17 protein-coding genes and 1 riboswitch are annotated in these 15,154 nt (G+C 55.3%); of the genes, 13 read left to right on the top strand and 4 right to left on the bottom strand.

Features of this window, described 5'->3' with window-relative positions:
* Positions 1 to 83: 83 nt before the first annotated feature.
* A complete protein-coding gene (gene fabA / locus EBB79_RS16780) occupies positions 84 to 593 on the bottom strand; it encodes a bifunctional 3-hydroxydecanoyl-ACP dehydratase/trans-2-decenoyl-ACP isomerase (RefSeq protein ID WP_127749963.1) in 510 nt (169 codons plus the stop codon).
* A 190-nt stretch (positions 594 to 783) separates the two neighbouring features.
* On the opposite strand from fabA, the gene irrA reads away from it, so the two are divergent.
* A complete protein-coding gene (gene irrA / locus EBB79_RS16775; protein ID WP_127749962.1) occupies positions 784 to 1,200 on the top strand; it encodes an iron response transcriptional regulator IrrA in 417 nt (138 codons plus the stop codon).
* 7 nt (positions 1,201 to 1,207) lie between these two features.
* Here the strand turns inward: irrA and EBB79_RS16770 are convergent, their stop codons facing one another.
* Positions 1,208 to 2,104 carry a LysR family transcriptional regulator gene (locus EBB79_RS16770; RefSeq protein ID WP_127749961.1) on the bottom strand — a complete coding sequence of 299 codons (897 nt, stop codon included), beginning with the start codon at positions 2,102 to 2,104 and terminating at the stop codon, positions 1,208 to 1,210.
* Between the two features lie 99 nt (positions 2,105 to 2,203).
* Here EBB79_RS16770 and EBB79_RS16765 point away from each other — a divergent pair, with 99 nt between their 5' ends.
* The gene (locus tag EBB79_RS16765) at positions 2,204 to 3,001 is read left to right on the top strand and encodes a phytanoyl-CoA dioxygenase family protein (protein ID WP_127749960.1); all 798 of its coding nucleotides are present in this window, start codon (positions 2,204 to 2,206) and stop codon (positions 2,999 to 3,001) included.
* A 118-nt stretch (positions 3,002 to 3,119) separates the two neighbouring features.
* Here EBB79_RS16765 and EBB79_RS16760 read toward each other — a convergent pair whose 3' ends face one another.
* Positions 3,120 to 3,989, bottom strand: coding sequence for a hypothetical protein (locus tag EBB79_RS16760; RefSeq protein ID WP_127749959.1), 870 nt, complete (start codon positions 3,987 to 3,989; stop codon positions 3,120 to 3,122).
* A 122-nt stretch (positions 3,990 to 4,111) separates the two neighbouring features.
* Between EBB79_RS16760 and miaB the strand changes: the two genes are divergently transcribed.
* The 11 genes from miaB to trmB all read left to right on the top strand — a co-directional run bounded on the left by miaB (position 4,112) and on the right by trmB (position 14,204).
* The gene (gene miaB, locus EBB79_RS16755; protein ID WP_127749958.1) at positions 4,112 to 5,434 is read left to right on the top strand and encodes a tRNA (N6-isopentenyl adenosine(37)-C2)-methylthiotransferase MiaB; all 1,323 of its coding nucleotides are present in this window, start codon (positions 4,112 to 4,114) and stop codon (positions 5,432 to 5,434) included.
* Between the two features lie 252 nt (positions 5,435 to 5,686).
* Positions 5,687 to 6,253, top strand: coding sequence for an OmpA family protein (locus EBB79_RS16750; protein ID WP_420850340.1), 567 nt, complete (start codon positions 5,687 to 5,689; stop codon positions 6,251 to 6,253).
* Positions 6,254 to 6,266: 13 nt separating this feature from the next.
* Entirely contained in the window at positions 6,267 to 6,572 is a 306-nt protein-coding gene (locus tag EBB79_RS16745; protein ID WP_127749957.1) for a hypothetical protein, read from the top strand.
* A 145-nt stretch (positions 6,573 to 6,717) separates the two neighbouring features.
* Positions 6,718 to 7,722, top strand: a complete 1,005-nt coding sequence (locus EBB79_RS16740) for a PhoH family protein (RefSeq protein ID WP_127749956.1) — start codon at positions 6,718 to 6,720, stop codon at positions 7,720 to 7,722.
* An 81-nt stretch (positions 7,723 to 7,803) separates the two neighbouring features.
* Entirely contained in the window at positions 7,804 to 8,316 is a 513-nt protein-coding gene (gene ybeY, locus EBB79_RS16735; RefSeq protein ID WP_127749955.1) for an rRNA maturation RNase YbeY, read from the top strand.
* Between the two features lie 23 nt (positions 8,317 to 8,339).
* On the top strand, positions 8,340 to 9,239 hold the full coding sequence (locus EBB79_RS16730; protein WP_127749954.1) for a transporter associated domain-containing protein: 900 nt from the start codon (positions 8,340 to 8,342) through the stop codon (positions 9,237 to 9,239).
* Positions 9,239 to 10,735 (top strand): apolipoprotein N-acyltransferase, encoded by a 1,497-nt coding sequence (gene lnt, locus EBB79_RS16725; RefSeq protein WP_127751044.1) that lies wholly within the window; start codon positions 9,239 to 9,241, stop codon positions 10,733 to 10,735. The genes EBB79_RS16730 and lnt overlap by 1 nt, the downstream gene beginning before the upstream one ends.
* Before the next feature lie 64 nt (positions 10,736 to 10,799).
* Positions 10,800 to 10,848, top strand: a riboswitch (SAM-SAH riboswitch).
* Between the two features lie 5 nt (positions 10,849 to 10,853).
* Positions 10,854 to 12,035 carry a methionine adenosyltransferase gene (gene metK / locus EBB79_RS16720; RefSeq protein WP_127749953.1) on the top strand — a complete coding sequence of 394 codons (1,182 nt, stop codon included), beginning with the start codon at positions 10,854 to 10,856 and terminating at the stop codon, positions 12,033 to 12,035.
* Between the two features lie 74 nt (positions 12,036 to 12,109).
* Positions 12,110 to 12,631: a P-loop NTPase family protein gene (locus EBB79_RS16715; protein ID WP_127749952.1), complete on the top strand. Its 522-nt coding sequence runs from the start codon at positions 12,110 to 12,112 to the stop codon at positions 12,629 to 12,631.
* Positions 12,632 to 12,698: 67 nt separating this feature from the next.
* Complete coding sequence (locus EBB79_RS16710) at positions 12,699 to 13,349, top strand: COG3904 family protein (RefSeq protein ID WP_127749951.1); 651 nt, start codon at positions 12,699 to 12,701, stop codon at positions 13,347 to 13,349.
* Between the two features lie 87 nt (positions 13,350 to 13,436).
* Positions 13,437 to 14,204 (top strand): tRNA (guanosine(46)-N7)-methyltransferase TrmB, encoded by a 768-nt coding sequence (gene trmB / locus EBB79_RS16705; RefSeq protein ID WP_127749950.1) that lies wholly within the window; start codon positions 13,437 to 13,439, stop codon positions 14,202 to 14,204.
* 22 nt (positions 14,205 to 14,226) lie between these two features.
* Here trmB and EBB79_RS16700 read toward each other — a convergent pair whose 3' ends face one another.
* Complete coding sequence (locus tag EBB79_RS16700) at positions 14,227 to 15,096, bottom strand: hypothetical protein (RefSeq protein WP_127749949.1); 870 nt, start codon at positions 15,094 to 15,096, stop codon at positions 14,227 to 14,229.
* Positions 15,097 to 15,154: the final 58 nt, after the last annotated feature.

Below are 15,154 nucleotides of genomic sequence, written 5' to 3'. Positions count from 1 at the left end.
TTTTGAAGTGCAAATTAAAATAAAGCGAAAACAGCAAAAAGAGGCCATTAGGCCTCTTTCTATTCTGCAATATGTAAGCTGGCTCAGCTCTCGCTGAGCGCGACTTTCATGCCTTTGACGTCGTAGATCACTTCGCCGTCGGCTTCGACGATGCCATCAGCGACACCCATGGTCAGGCGGCGGGTTTGGATCGCTTTGGTGAAGTCGATTTTATAGGTCAGCATCTTGCGTTCGGGGCGGACCATGCCGGTCAGTTTGACCTCGCCCACTCCCAGTGCATAGCCGCGACCCTGCCATCCGCGCCAGCCGAGGTTAAAGCCGGTCAGCTGCCACAACCCATCCAGGCCCAGACAGCCGGGCATAATCGGGTTGCCGGGGAAGTGGCACTCAAAGAACCACAGCTCGGGGTTGATGTCGAACTCAGCCACGATATGGCCTTTGCCGTGGGCACCGCCATCTCCGCTGACTTCGGTGATGCGGTCCATCATCAGCATCGGCGGGGCAGGGAGCTGCGCATTGCCGGGGCCGAACAATTCGCCACGGGCGCATTTCAGCAAGTCGTCTTTGTCAAAGCTGCTGGGGTAATCGGCCATACTGGCGCATCTCCTGCCTGAAGTATCAAATGTCAATTAACCCCATGTAGCACCCCGCCAAAGGGTCCTGCAAGAGCGGCCCTTGGCGGTATGGCGGGGAAAGGTATCTGTAGTTGCGAATGAAATTCATTTGAAATTGACCGGGGTTTTCCCCTATAAGCATTCTAGCAACACGATGCAGGATCTGCTGATGACGCCAAACAGCGTGAAAATCGCAACCAACTGGCTGGAGACAGCCGGATTGAGGCCAACGAGACAGCGCGTTTCATTGGCTGAATTGCTGGTCGGTGATGGCAATCATCGCCACGTCACTGCCGAAAGCCTGTATGGCTCTGCCCAAACCGAAGGGGCTGCGGTCTCGCTGGCAACGGTCTACAACACATTGCGCGCCTTTTGCGAGGCGGGGGTGTTGCAGGAAATCACTGTTGATGGGTCGAAAAGCTATTTTGACACCAATACCCACGATCACCCACATTTCTATTGGGAAGACGAGGGGCGATTGTCAGATGCGCCTGCGGACCAACTGGTCATTCAGCAGCTGCCAGACGCGCCAGAGGGTGTCGAGATTGCCTCGGTTGATGTGGTGATCCGCCTGCGCCGGGTCTAATACACACTCACACTGCCATTAATTGACCGGCAAGCGCCGCTTGTGCGGTACCGATCACGGTGTCGGCTGGGGCCTGAACATGGCTAACCAGAACAATGGGTTCCTCGGCCTCGGGATCTGAGATCGGTACAATGGCCAATGGTTTACCATCATAGCTAAATCTGCCCGGAGGCAGGCTGTAGCTGACCCCAACCCCTTCGCCATTGGCGGCAAGGCTTCTGGAGAGTTCGAGCGAGGCGGTGCGGCAGGCGACTTTTGGCACCAGGCCTTTTGACTTGAACAGGGAGAGCATGTGCTGCAGCGACAGCCCTTCCTGCGACAAGATCAAGGGGTGGTCCGTCAGGTCGGCTAGCGTCACTGAGGTCTGTAAAGCCAGTGGGTGATCGGGGGGCATCAGCGCATGGGGTGCAATGCGGCCCAGCTCGTGGCGATTAAAGCTGCTGTCCAGACCCAGATCATAACTCAGTGCCATGTCGATCTCGCTTTTGGTCAAAGCAGAAATCAATGTTTCAAACGGGTCAGCGTGAAAGTCGATCTGAACGCCGGGCAGGGCGCTGCGCAGGATTTTCAGCGCCGGGGTCAGTAAAAAGGGCGCCAGGTCTGTAAAGCAGCCAAGGCTAAGGCGTCGCATGCCGGGGGGTGTCATGTTCGGGGTCTCTAAAACCGCGGCCTGATCCAGCAGGGTCTGCGCTTGCGCTGCAAATTCGCGTCCTTGCGGTGTGAGCACCAATGCAGCCCCTCGCCGACGTAAGAAAAGCGCATGCCCCAGGTGTTCTTCGATTCGGGTCAAAGCATTCGATAGAGCCGGTTGGCTGACGTGCAGCGCCTGGGCGGCTGCAGATAGGCTGCCGTGGTGCGCAACGGCAGTGGCGTATTCGTAATGGCGCAGGGTAAGGTATAACATGGGTGAAAGGCTATCTTAAGAAGATATGATTTGAAATCATGTTTTCCACGGGGCAGGAAGACAGCAGCAGATATGCATCTTTAGCCACAGGAGACCAAAATGGTTCACTCGCTTATCACCCAGGACCACATCGATCAGTTCCAGCGAGATGGGGTGGTCTTTATCAAAGGATTGTTTGCCAAAGAAGTCGAAGCCCTACGGGCCGGCGTTGCTTTCAACATGGAAAACCCAGGTCCCTATGCGTCGGACAACTTCAAAGAGGGCCAATCCGGCCGCTTTTTTGACGATTATTGCAACTGGGACCGTATTCCAGATTTCAAGCAGGTGATTGAAACCTCACCAGCGGCGGAGGTTGCGGCCGATCTGATGTTATCGAAATCGGTGCAGATGTTTCATGATCATGTCTTGGTCAAAGAGCCAGGGACCTCAATGGCGACGCCTTGGCATCAGGACGAGCCTTACTACTTTGTTGAAGGCGCGCAAAACGTCAGCTTCTGGTCGCCGCTGGATCAAGTGGATCAAGCGACGTTGCGTTGTGTGGCGGGTTCACACAAATGGGAAAAGCCGGTCTTGCCTACCTGCTGGGTCTCGGAGGAAGGGTTTTATGCCGATGAAGGGCAATATATGCCGGTACCTGACCCTGATGCCGAGGGTATGACTGTCTTGGAATATAAGATGGAGCCCGGCGACGCCGTTGCTTTCAACTATAAGATTTTACATGGGGCGCGGGGCAATACCAGCACGACTCGGCGGCGTGCGTTCTCGCTGCGATTGGTCGGAGATGACGCCCGTTATGTTGAGCGTCCCGGCCGGACTTCGCCGCCGTTTCCCGGCCATGATATGGTGTCAGGCCAACGTCTGCGCGAAGATTGGTTTCCGGTCTTGTGGCAGCGGTGAAGAAAATGGGGGCGCTGCCCCTGCCGCCCCCTGGGCGGCTCCCCCGGGATATTTAAGGCCAGATGAAGGACGGACACAGGGAGTGCCTTTTGTCCGTCTCCCAGTCTAGAACAACAGGCTAGAACCACTGGCCGGGTTCCATCAGTCCCAGATCAAGAAGTTGCCGGGAATGCCATTCAAACGGGGTGGAATTACGCCAGCGAAAGCTGTCGATGTCGAAGGCAGAACCTGGATTTCGCTTGAGTGCTTTGGCGGTGCGGAAAGAGCAGACCGCAGCTGTCAGATTGTGGTGCCAGGGACAGGCAAAAGTATTGTATTCTTGGTCATTAAAGCTGTGATTTTCCAATAGTTTTAGATCAGTTTTGGCGCGAAATAGTGAAATGCGATCGATTTTGCGGCTGTGGGTGGGGATGTGTTCTTCGTATCGCCACCGGACCCCGCCAAAAAAATCAAGCTGTCGATCGCGGGGATGATTTGTCTCGGGATCGGGGCGTGCCTGGGCGTAATAGCCTGACTTGTCCAGGTAGGCATGCTCTAGCGAGACGGCGCTAGGCGTTTGTTGCAAGTCACCGGCATAGAGATCGACCACGTAAGTCAGCATCGCGTTGCGCCGTTCTTCGGTATGAAAACTGAGCATTTCGGTAACGCTGCGGGTTTCGCAAAACGGATAGAACAGGTATTCTGTGTTGTAACAGTAGTACAGCCAGCACCCCGGTTTGGTCGCGGCGATGACAGTGTTTATGGCGTTGATAACGGCGCTGGACATCGCGCAGTCAAAAGGCACGCGGTGGACGCGGGGTTCGACATCCTGTGGGATGTCAAAAGCGTCCGGCATCAGGGCCACCACTGTTTCAAAACCACATTGCAGGTGATGGCGCAGGGTGGTGGCGATTTCGACATCGTCTTCGATAAAGATCAGCGCGACGGGTCCCTTGGTCAGCAAGGTCTTGCTCTGTTTCAGAAAATCGTCCAACGACGTGTACATCATACCTGTTTGCCCTCGACTGGCTGGTGTTTCTGGCCAAAATCGGTTAATCGCGCCAACATTGCAAGCCGTCGCTTTTGCCCTTATGGCAGGCGGCTATTCTACCGTCCTGGAAGGCTGACACTATGAGCGCCCCGAAAAAGCTGTTTATCAAGACCTATGGCTGTCAGATGAATGTCTATGACAGCGAACGCATGGCCGAGGCGCTGGGCGGGCAAGGTTATGTGGAAGCCAAAACCGCAGATGACGCGGATATGATCCTGTTGAACACCTGCCACATCCGCGAGAAAGCTGCTGAGAAGGTCTATTCCGAATTGGGCCGCATGAAGCGGCTGAAGGTGGCGAAGCCCGATTTGAAAATTGGTGTGGCTGGCTGTGTCGCTCAGGCGGAAGGCGAAGAAATCATGCGCCGTCAGCCGGCAGTGGATCTGGTCGTTGGGCCACAGAGCTATCATCGGCTACCAGAAATGGAGACTAAGATCCGCGCCGGAGAAAAGGCGTTGGATACTGATTTTCCAGAAGAAGACAAATTCGAGGCATTGAAGAACCGTCCTAAATCCAAACGCGGCCCGACTGCGTTTTTGACTGTGCAGGAAGGCTGCGACAAGTTCTGTGCGTTCTGTGTGGTTCCCTACACACGCGGTGCCGAAGTGAGCCGCCCCGCCGATCGTATTCTGACTGAAACGCGCGAGCTGGTTGAACGCGGGGTGCGCGAAATCACTTTGCTAGGGCAGAATGTCAACGCTTATCACGGGGCTGGCGCCAACGGTGACCTGACCCTGGCGCAATTGATTTGGGAATTGAATAAGATCGATGGGCTGGCACGGATCCGGTTTACCACCTCGCATCCCAACGACATGACGGATGATTTGATCGAGGCGCATGGAACCTGTGACAAGCTAATGCCCTATCTGCATTTGCCGGTGCAGTCTGGATCAGACACCATTCTGAAGCGCATGAACCGCAGTCACACTGCCGAGAGCTATCTGCGCGTGGTTGAGAAAATCCGGGCCGCACGGCCTGATATTTTGCTGTCGGGAGATTTCATTGTTGGTTTCCCGGAAGAGACTGAGGCTGATTTCCAGGCAACAATGGATTTGGTCGAAGAAGTCAAATACGGTACGGCTTATTCCTTTAAATACTCTACCCGACCGGGCACGCCAGCTGCTGAACGGCCACAGATAGATGATATCGAGGCCTCGGAGCGTTTGCAGAGGCTTCAGACCCTACTGAGCCACCAGCAACGGGAAATTCAAAATAGTATGGTCGGCCGCGAAGTCGGCGTTCTGTTTGAAAAACCAGGGCGACTAGAGGGTCAAATGGGTGGGAAATCAGATTACCTGCATGCCGTTCACGTCGACAATTGTGACAAGCAGGTCGGCGATTTGGCCCGGGTTCGCATTGTTTCGTCATCGACAAATTCGCTGGCAGGAGAGCTGATCCGCTAAGGGGTACGGGCTCGTTTTGCATGGAGAATTCGGCTGGAGTGATGAAACCCGGCAGGAACCGAAGTGCGGAATCGATTACAATCCCTGCATAATTCCCTCAGTGTTCCCGAATTCAACATAACGCACTGCAAAAAGACATTTGAATAGGCAAGTTAACTGTCTAGAAGTTGGATAGGTTGTTTATGTATTGATGTGCGTCGCATTCGGGGCTTCGACGGCGTTCTGGGGAACTTAGGTAAAGGATAATTCGTTGTGTTGAATTTCAAAGCGAAAGCTGCGTTTGCTGGGCTGACCGCTGCCACGGTCGCTCTGACTTTGTTGACAGCGCCGTTGCAAGCGCAGGAGCCGCGTACAGTCGTTGGCGAGCGCTATGTGCCAACGATCTGGGTTGACCCGGATGGATGCGAGCATTGGGTGATGGATGACGGCGCCGAAGGCTTCATGTCGCCACATGTGACACCGGATGGCAAACCCGTTTGCCGTCGGGGTAATATTTGCGGCATCATGCCGACAGATCAGTTTTTTGCGACCAACCAGCATGCGATTAATTCTGCCGGCAAGAAACGCCTGCAAGAGTTCTTCAAGTCGGCCAATGCACGCACCTTTGTTATTGCAGGTCACACGGATAGCCGGGCGTCGGACGAATATAATGTCCGCTTGTCTGAACGGCGCGCCAACGCAGTTGCGCGTGTCGGCAGGTCAGTCGGTGCACGTATTTCGGACGTTCGGGCCTATGGTGAACGCGACCCAAGCGTGCCAAATACCAGTGCCGCAAACATGGCAAAGAACCGCCGTGTTGAAATTTATTGCCTGCGCTGAAGGAGAGAGATCTATGAAATATTTCAAAGCCGCAGTGCTTTTTGTTGCCTCACTTTCAGTGTCCGCCTGTGGTGATATTTCCGATAAAACTGTCGACCAGAATTTTGGCGACGGTAGCTCCGGAGACCTGTCTCAGATGACCGCGGGGATTTGGGTTGATCCCGAAGGCTGCGAACACTGGTTGATCGACGATGGCCTTGAGGGCTACGCCGATTTGCGCCGCACTCCCGATGGTAAACCAGTCTGTAACAGTGAGTTGCCACGCAATACGGCCACAGGCCCCTACAAGAACGGGTCAACATTCCTGGATGTGTTGTAATAATTTTGCACAATGATCGTTCTACGGTCGCCCCAATCGGGCGGCCGTTTTCACGTCAAAAAATGTGATATTGTGCGTGCTGCGCTTGCACATGGGATCAAGCAGAGGCAGACTGTAAAGGTAACTCCCAACAAAGGAGGTCAGCTTGGCCCTCGGCGCCCTAGACACATCGCCAGAACACCCGGCAGGTCACGAAATACTGCTGGAATTCCCTGATAACCGATTGCTGATCGACCTCTGCGGTGAGTTTGACCGCAATTTGACCGATATCGAACAGGCCCTCAAAGTACAGATCGTGCGACGCGGCAATCAACTCTTGGTGATTGGCGAGGACGCAGTGCGTCAGCGCGCCGTGACCGTGTTGCAAACATTGTACCAACGATTGGAAGGCGGTCGAATAGTGGAAAGTGCTGATGTAGATCGTGAACTTCGAATGAAGCCACCACAGGACCCGCCTAGTGGCGGCCAGTTCGAGATGTTCAAGGGCGGCCATGTCGAAATCAAGACGCGCAAAAAGCTGGTTGAACCGCGCACCGATGCTCAAAAAGCCTATGTTCAGTCGCTGTTCGCGCATGAACTAGCCTTTGGGATCGGACCGGCCGGCACAGGCAAGACCTATTTGGCGGTTGCGGTGGGTGTCTCCATGTTCATCACCGGCCATGTAGATAAAATCATTCTGTCGCGACCGGCGGTTGAGGCCGGCGAGAAGCTTGGCTACCTGCCGGGTGACATGAAAGACAAGGTCGACCCCTACATGCAGCCGCTCTATGATGCGCTGAATGATTTTCTGCCCGGCAAGCAATTGGCCAAACTGCTGGAAGAAAAGCGGATCGAGATCGCACCACTGGCCTTCATGCGCGGTCGCACTCTAAGCAATGCCTATGTGGTGTTGGACGAAGCCCAGAATGCCACAACCATGCAAATGAAAATGTTCCTGACGCGCCTGGGCGAGGGATCGCGCATGGTGATCACCGGCGACCGGACCCAAATTGACTTGCCGCGCAATGTCCCATCCGGGCTTCAGGATGCTGAACGCCTGCTGACCTCAATTCCGAAAGTCAGCTTTAATTACTTCACGTCTCGCGACGTGGTTCGTCATCCGCTTGTCGCCGCCATCATCGAGGCCTATGAGGCAGATGACAAAGCCTGACTCATTGGCCGCTCCTCTGTTCATCTGGCCACAAATATCCCGGGGGTCTGGGGGCTGGCCCCCATCACGTGAAACCATATTATGACGCTCGACATCACGATAGACGACGCCCGCTGGCAGCAGGCGCAGTTAGAAACCCTGACCACCCAAGCGGTCAGGTCAACTCTGCAACATCTCGGGTTAGACCCGGAAACCTGTGAGCTGTCGGTGTTGGCTTGCGATGATCCGCGCATAACAGATCTAAATGGCGAATTCCGTGACAAACCCTCGGCGACCAATGTCTTAAGCTGGCCGGCCGAAGATTTGGCGGCTGATCTCGCAGGCGGTGCCCCGGAATGCCCTGAACCTGATTTCACAGGTGAAATCGCGCTTGGGGACATTGCCATCTCATATGACACCTGTGTCCGCGAGGCTGCGGATGCGGCAAAACCTCTAGATGATCATGTGCGTCATTTGATCGTTCATGGGGTCTTACATCTTCTGGGTTATGATCACGTCCGTGACCTTGATGCCACGCTGATGGAGTCTGTTGAGGTTGAGATACTTGGCAAAATGGGTGTGGATAACCCATATACAGAAAACGACAGCCCTTGAGTGGGGTGCAACGGATAGGAAAAATGGACGACATCGACGGAAGTTCTAACGCGGCGCATAGCGCGCAGCAGAACGAAATAAGCAGGGCGGCTAAACCTGAAGCCCCGCAAGCGGCCAGTTTTTGGGGTCGCTTCTTTGGAAAACTGACCCGGTCAGATGCGGAAACTGCGGCTCCTGTTAACGGCCATGCGCTGCCGCAAATGCAACCGCACGGCATAATCAACCTGTCGCGCATGCGGGTCGAGGACGTGGCAATTCCAACCGCTGAAATTGTCGCGGTGCCGATTTCCATTCCGATGGATGAGCTGGTGAGCGTGTTCCGCGACAGTGGTCTGACCCGAATTCCAGTTTATGAGGGGACTCTGGACACGCCTCTGGGGTTTGCACACCTCAAGGACTTTGCCCTCACCCATGGTTTCAATTCGGATGACCGTGTCTTTGATCTGGCTCTGATGTTGCGTCCCTTGCTGTTCGTGCCACCGTCGATGCCCATTGGGGTCCTCTTGTCCAAGATGCAGACAGAACGGCGCCATATGGCGCTGGTGATTGACGAATATGGCGGTGTCGACGGGTTGTTGACCATTGAGGACCTGATTGAACAGGTGGTCGGCGAGATTGAAGATGAACACGACGCCGGTGAGGATCAAACCTGGGTCAAAGAACGGCCTGGCTGCTACATTGCTCAAGCCCGGACACCGCTTGATGAGTTCGAGGCTGAGATCGGTCGATCTTTGACCAACCACGAAGATGTCGACGAAGAAGATATCGATTCTCTGGGTGGGCTGGTGTTCATGCTGTCAGGCCGGGTCCCAACCCGGGGCGAGGTCGTGATCCATCCCGATGGCCCGGAATTCGAAGTTGTGGACGCCGATCCGCGCCGTGTCAAACGGTTGCGGGTTCGGTTGCCGGACGAAGCTGCGTGATTACAGCTCTGCGCCTGGTCAATGTGCCGGCCTTTCTACGGTATGGCTCCGCGCTGCTAACCGTGGCGCTTGGTGCAGTTCTGGCGCAGGCCCTGGCTCCTGTGCAGTTCCTTTGGGGTATTCCAGTGGCGCTGGCCCTGGTTTGCGTGCAGTTTCTACGGGTGAACTCGGCCAGGGCTGGAGCGGGGATTGGTTGGCTTTTTGGTCTTGGATATTTTGCTGTTGGCATGTCCTGGATCGTCGAGCCATTTCAGATTGATCCGGATCGCTATGCCTGGATGGCGCCGTATGCTTTGGTGTTTCTGGCGGCTGGACTGGCCCTGTTCTGGGGCTTGGCCTTTGGACTTGCGGCCAAAGTATCACGCCGCGGCCTTCGCGTTTGCGCCTTGATCACTGCCTGGTCTCTGGCCGAGTTTGGCCGGGCCTATCTGTTTAGCGGCTTGCCTTGGGCCGCCTTTGGTCAGTTCTGGATCGATACCCCAGCTGCCGTCTTGCTGCCTTGGTTTGGGCCCCACGGGCTTGCGCTATTGACACTGGCCGCGACGCTGCCGCTGGCAGTGGCCAGACAAAAACCAGTGATGGCATTTGCCCCGTTCCTGTTTGGGGTGGTGATGCTCTGGTCGCTACCAGAACCGCCTGCGGCTGTTTTATCATCCAAAATCGTGCGGCTGGTGCAACCCAACGCGCCACAGGACCAAAAATGGCACCCTGAGTATCGCTGGGGATTTGTGCGCCGCCAATTGTCCTATACCAGTGCTCAGCCGCGGCCGGACTTGATCGTCTGGCCTGAGACCGCAGTGCCGCAGCTTTTGAACTCTGCGGATGACACGCTTGCCGCGATTGCCGGTGCGGCGGACGGGGTTCCGGTGATCACCGGCATCCAGCGTCGTCAGGATCAGCGGTACTTCAATTCTTTGGTGGCGCTGGATGTGTCTGGTGCGCCTAATCAGATATACGACAAGGCTCATCTGGTGCCATTTGGTGAATATGTGCCCTTTGGCAACGTTTTGGCGCGGTTTGGCATTGCCGGTTTTGCCTCGCAATTTGGATCTGGCTATTCCGCAGGGGCTGGCCCCCAGATCCTGGATCTGGGGATCGGCAAAGCCCTGCCGTTGATCTGCTACGAGGCAGTGTTCCCACAGCTGTTAAATGCGGCACCCGATCGGGCTGATATGTTGATCCAGATCACCAATGACGCCTGGTTCGGCACCTACTCAGGGCCATACCAGCATCTTGTACAGGCGCGAATGCGGGCGGCTGAACAAGGGCTGCCGATGATCCGGGTGGCCAATACCGGGGTCTCGGCGATGATTGATGGTTATGGCCGCATTCGCGAAAACCTGCCCTTGGGAGAGGCGGGTTTTGTCGATGCACAACTGCCAGATCCGCTGTCGCCCACCCTGTATAGTCGCACTGGTGATATGCCTGTGTTTGTCTTGCTGCTTCTGCTGGCAGGAATTCTCGCTGCGAGAAACAGGTTTCTTACGGCATTCTAATGGTGCCTTAACCTTTGCCGGATAGTGATTGACCACCGTCCAAAGGGCGCGTATCTCAACGCCATACCCACCACAACGGCTTCCTGACGTGGTAGGCGAACCCCATTGGAGCACTTTCATGACCCGTAAGAACTATACTTTTACTTCGGAATCCGTTTCCGAGGGCCATCCTGACAAGGTCTGCGACCGCATTTCCGATGCTGTTCTTGATGCCTTTCTGGCAGAAGAGCCCGAGGCCCGAGTGGCCGCTGAGACCTTTGCAACCACCAATCGAGTTGTCATTGGCGGTGAAGTCGGACTGTCCGATCAGGACAAACTGCATGATTACATGGGCCGCATCGACGAGATCACGCGCGCCTGTATTAAAGACATTGGATACGAGCAGGACAAGTTCCACCACAAAACCGTGGAAGTTACCAACCTGCTGCACGAACAATCGGCCCATATCGCGCAGGGCGTCGATGCTGCGGGTGACAAAGACGAAGGTGCCGGCGACCAAGGCATCATGTTCGGCTATGCCACCACCGAAACTCCGGCACTGATGCCGGCTCCGATCCAGTACTCTCACGCGATCTTGCGGCGTCTGGCCGAAGTGCGCAAGGATGGCACTGAACCGGCACTTGGTCCCGACGCCAAATCGCAGCTTTCTGTGATCTATGACAATGGCAAACCGGTTGGCGTCAGCTCGGTTGTTTTGTCGACACAGCACCTGGATGAGACCCTGACGTCAAACGATATTCGCGCCCTTGTGACGCCCTATATTACCGAGGTTCTGCCCGAAGGCTGGCTGACTGATGCGACCCAATGGCACGTCAACCCAACCGGCAAGTTTGTCATTGGTGGCCCCGATGGGGATGCTGGTCTGACGGGCCGCAAGATCATCGTCGACACCTATGGTGGCGCTGCGCCCCATGGCGGCGGTGCCTTCTCGGGCAAAGATCCAACCAAAGTTGACCGCTCGGCCGCTTACGCCGCACGGTATCTTGCCAAGAACATCGTTGCCGCCGGTATGGCCGATCGCTGCACCATTCAGCTGTCTTATGCCATTGGTGTTTCCAAACCGCTGTCGATTTATGCCGACACTCACGGGTCCGGAGACGTCGATGCGGCGGCTATTGAGAAGGCAATCGATCAGGTTATGGATCTGACCCCGCGCGGCATCCGCGAGCATCTGGGTCTGAACAAGCCGATCTACCAGCGCACGGCGGCCTACGGCCACTTTGGCCGCGAGCCTGAAGCTGATGGTGGCTTTAGCTGGGAAAAAACAGATTTGGTTGAAGCACTGAAAAGAGCAGTTTGATCTAAACTGTTTTACGATTAAAGAGGCGGGCCAGGTGCCCGCCTTTTTTGTTTTTTGAGTATTGTGATTGCCCCATGCAGAACATTTCAGACATGCAGCGCATTATGATTGTTGGTGGCCCAGGTGGGGGCAAATCCACCTTGGCGCAATTGCTGTCTGCGCAGCTGAACCTGCCCATCATTCACATGGATCATCTTTTTTGGGCACCAGACTGGGTTCAGCGCGAAAAGGACCATGTCGCCCAATTGGCACGATCCGCCGCCGACGGCCCACGTTGGATATTCGAAGGCAATCACTCACGAAGTTGGGACTATCGAGCTGAACGGGCCGAGATGATTGTGGTGTTAGCCCTTCCCAGATGGCTGCGCATGTGGCGGATTTTGAAACGGACTGTCCGTCACTACGGGCGTTCACGCCCGGACATGGCCGAAGGCTGCCCCGAGCGGTTCGATTTGGAATTTCTACGGTGGTCCTGGTCCTATGACAATCATTCGGGCAGAAAACTACTGGCCTTTGGACAGCGGTGGGGCGGTGGTCGGCCAGTAGTGTGGCTATCCTCCCCGTGCGCGGTCAAACGTTTTCTGCACAGTATTTGATCGTTGGACAGCGCCAAGATCTGCGCATAGCATCATTGCTGTTGCCCTTCAGTTTTTGGAGCCCTTTATGTTTCGTATTCTTCTTGCCGGATTGATGTGTGTTATGGCGCTGCCACTGGCAGCCAAAGAGCCTCTGCCCAAGAAATTTTCTCTTGATGGGCAGGTTCTGATTTACGACACCGAAGCCGAAGCGCTGGGTGAGGAAGCCGAAATGACTGTCGACGACGTCGACGTCTTGCGCAACTTGCTGAGCAAGCACCCAGACGTAACCGAGCTGCAATTGAACAGCATTGGTGGCAGTGTCTATGCCGGCGAGGAAATGGCCTGGATCGTCATTGACTATGGGCTGAACACGACTGTTTCAGGAGAATGCATCAGTGCCTGCGTAGATTTGTTTCTTGCAGGGAACAGGCGCAGAATGATGTTGGGGTCCAAAATGGGTTTTCATCAACGCCAGTGGTCACCAAAATCGGTCAAGAATTACTATGAAAGCTGGAGTGATGACGAAGGTTGGGAGTCGCCCTTTGATTTTGCCAGCTGGATCTACGAGGATACCCAGTCCGAAATTTATGAGCATCTTACCTATCTGATCGAACGCGGTGTCGATGCCGGTTTTGCTATCGAAACTTTGCGGGTTGGTCCCGGGGGGGAATGGTACCCATCGCGATTGAAATTGATTGCAGCCGGTGTGCTGCGCGAAAACCCGGACGGGACCTGAGACAACCGCTGCGACTTGACCCGGCGTGGTAGTTGCGGCACAGGGGCTGCCAACATTGCCGCTGTAGCTTAACAGGAAACCTGCCAGATGTCCGACGACCAGACCCCCAGTGATAAGTCCTGCGACAAATCCAGTGACACGCCCGCGGGCCTTGGCCATCAAAGCGGTGCCCCCTGGCGCAATTTTTACGGCCGGTTCAAGGGCAAGACACTAAAGCCCAACCAGAAGGTCTATCTGGACGAAGACCTGGGCCCTCTTAGTCCGGGTGCCGTGACATGGGAAGAAAACCCGGATCGGGTCAATCTGGACCTGCAGGCTCTGTTTGGCGGCCGTGATACCTGGCTGGAAGTTGGCTTTGGCGGCGGCGAGCATCTGGTGCATCAGGCCAGCAATAACCCGGATGTGGGGATCATCGGAGCCGAGCCTTACGTCAACGGTGTTGCCACTTTGTTGGGCAAGATACGCCAATCGGGCTGTGACAATATCGCGGTGCACCCCGGTGACGCCCGCGATCTGATGGATGTTTTGCCCAAAGAATCCATCGCGCGGGCTTTTCTGTTGTATCCCGATCCCTGGCCCAAGGCCCGCCACCACCGCCGCCGGTTTGTGACGCAGGACCATCTGGAGCCATTGGCGCAGGTGCTAAAGCCCGGAGCCATCTTTCGGGTCGCCACGGATATCTCTGACTATGTGCGCCAAACCCTTGAGGAAGTCCCGAAGGCTGGTTTTGAACGGCTAACGGTCGAGGGTGAAGATTGGCACCACCCCTGGAGCGATTGGCTGTCGACCCGATATGAGCAGAAGGCCCTGCGCGAAGGCCGCACTCCACATTACCTGACGTTCCGCAGGATCTGAAGCGCAGCCCCCAGCCTTGGGATCAAACTGTTCGAAGTTTAGGGCTTTCGCTGGGTGTCTTGGGGATGGCCGGATCATTCAGCCTGCGGAACACCCGCGCTTTTGCAAACCACGCGATCCCAAAGGCCCAGAGTGCAATCGTCTCAAAAACAAAGGTCAGCTTGAAATCGTCCCAGTGCTCAATTCTGAGTATCGAAAAGCTCTCTGCCCCAAGGATGGCGATGCAGGTAAGAATTGTAATTCCGCACAGGCTGTACAGGATATTGCGGCGCCGTTTGGACGGTATCATTATGGATTCGATTTGATGGCGGTCGGGGATGACGCGTTTCATCACAATCAGGCAATAGATCGCCAGATACGAAAAGACGACGGCGGCAGCAATGACATGCAGTGCGGGGGCTTTTTCGAATAATTCGAAATAGTCTCCGCCGGGTAAGGCAATGATTTCCGGGCCGACACCGGGTCCACTCTCCTGAGTATATTCAACTAAGATACGCGCCACCATGACCTTGCTGGTTTCACATCCGCTGCCAACGGTTGGGAAGAGGGCAACAAAGCAGGCACCAATTCCGGCAACCGAAGACCATTTGTCCTCGACCGGGTGCTCGCCGGTGTAGGCGATGAGAAACCCGCCGATAAAGACCAACGACCCAACAAACACCGGCCCCAGGAAGGGCGCATAATAAAAATGGCTGATGCTGGTACGAAAGCAGGTTCCGTCTTGTGTATTCCAGCCCGCTCCAATTGCCAGTATGATTGGCAGGCATAGGGCGACGAGACCTACAAGAAATGTCATTCGCTTTAAGATTTGGGACTCATCGGGGCCGGAAAACAGGCTCGGCTCGTCATATAAAATTTTGCCACTGGCAAGGAAATCTAGCAACTTTTTCATTTATAAGGCCCTTCAAATGTCATACTCAAAAAACCCTTTTCGAAATTAAAAGGGCAAA

The sequence above is a fragment of the Parasedimentitalea marina genome, assembly GCF_004006175.1.
In the GTDB taxonomy this organism is placed as follows: domain Bacteria; phylum Pseudomonadota; class Alphaproteobacteria; order Rhodobacterales; family Rhodobacteraceae; genus Parasedimentitalea; species Parasedimentitalea marina.
This window is presented reverse-complemented; position numbering and strand designations above follow the sequence as displayed.

Coding starts and splice junctions, on each gene's coding strand:
- metK (WP_127749953.1), top strand. CDS start 10,854: ATGACCCGTAAGAACTATACTTTTACTTCGGAATCCGTTTCCGAGGGC.
- EBB79_RS16760 (WP_127749959.1), bottom strand. CDS start 3,989: ATGATGTACACGTCGTTGGACGATTTTCTGAAACAGAGCAAGACCTTG.
- EBB79_RS16765 (WP_127749960.1), top strand. CDS start 2,204: ATGGTTCACTCGCTTATCACCCAGGACCACATCGATCAGTTCCAGCGA.
- EBB79_RS16770 (WP_127749961.1), bottom strand. CDS start 2,104: ATGTTATACCTTACCCTGCGCCATTACGAATACGCCACTGCCGTTGCG.
- miaB (WP_127749958.1), top strand. CDS start 4,112: ATGAGCGCCCCGAAAAAGCTGTTTATCAAGACCTATGGCTGTCAGATG.
- trmB (WP_127749950.1), top strand. CDS start 13,437: ATGTCCGACGACCAGACCCCCAGTGATAAGTCCTGCGACAAATCCAGT.
- irrA (WP_127749962.1), top strand. CDS start 784: ATGACGCCAAACAGCGTGAAAATCGCAACCAACTGGCTGGAGACAGCC.
- EBB79_RS16710 (WP_127749951.1), top strand. CDS start 12,699: ATGTTTCGTATTCTTCTTGCCGGATTGATGTGTGTTATGGCGCTGCCA.
- EBB79_RS16730 (WP_127749954.1), top strand. CDS start 8,340: ATGGACGACATCGACGGAAGTTCTAACGCGGCGCATAGCGCGCAGCAG.
- EBB79_RS16745 (WP_127749957.1), top strand. CDS start 6,267: ATGAAATATTTCAAAGCCGCAGTGCTTTTTGTTGCCTCACTTTCAGTG.
- EBB79_RS16700 (WP_127749949.1), bottom strand. CDS start 15,096: ATGAAAAAGTTGCTAGATTTCCTTGCCAGTGGCAAAATTTTATATGAC.
- EBB79_RS16715 (WP_127749952.1), top strand. CDS start 12,110: ATGCAGAACATTTCAGACATGCAGCGCATTATGATTGTTGGTGGCCCA.
- ybeY (WP_127749955.1), top strand. CDS start 7,804: ATGACGCTCGACATCACGATAGACGACGCCCGCTGGCAGCAGGCGCAG.
- fabA (WP_127749963.1), bottom strand. CDS start 593: ATGGCCGATTACCCCAGCAGCTTTGACAAAGACGACTTGCTGAAATGC.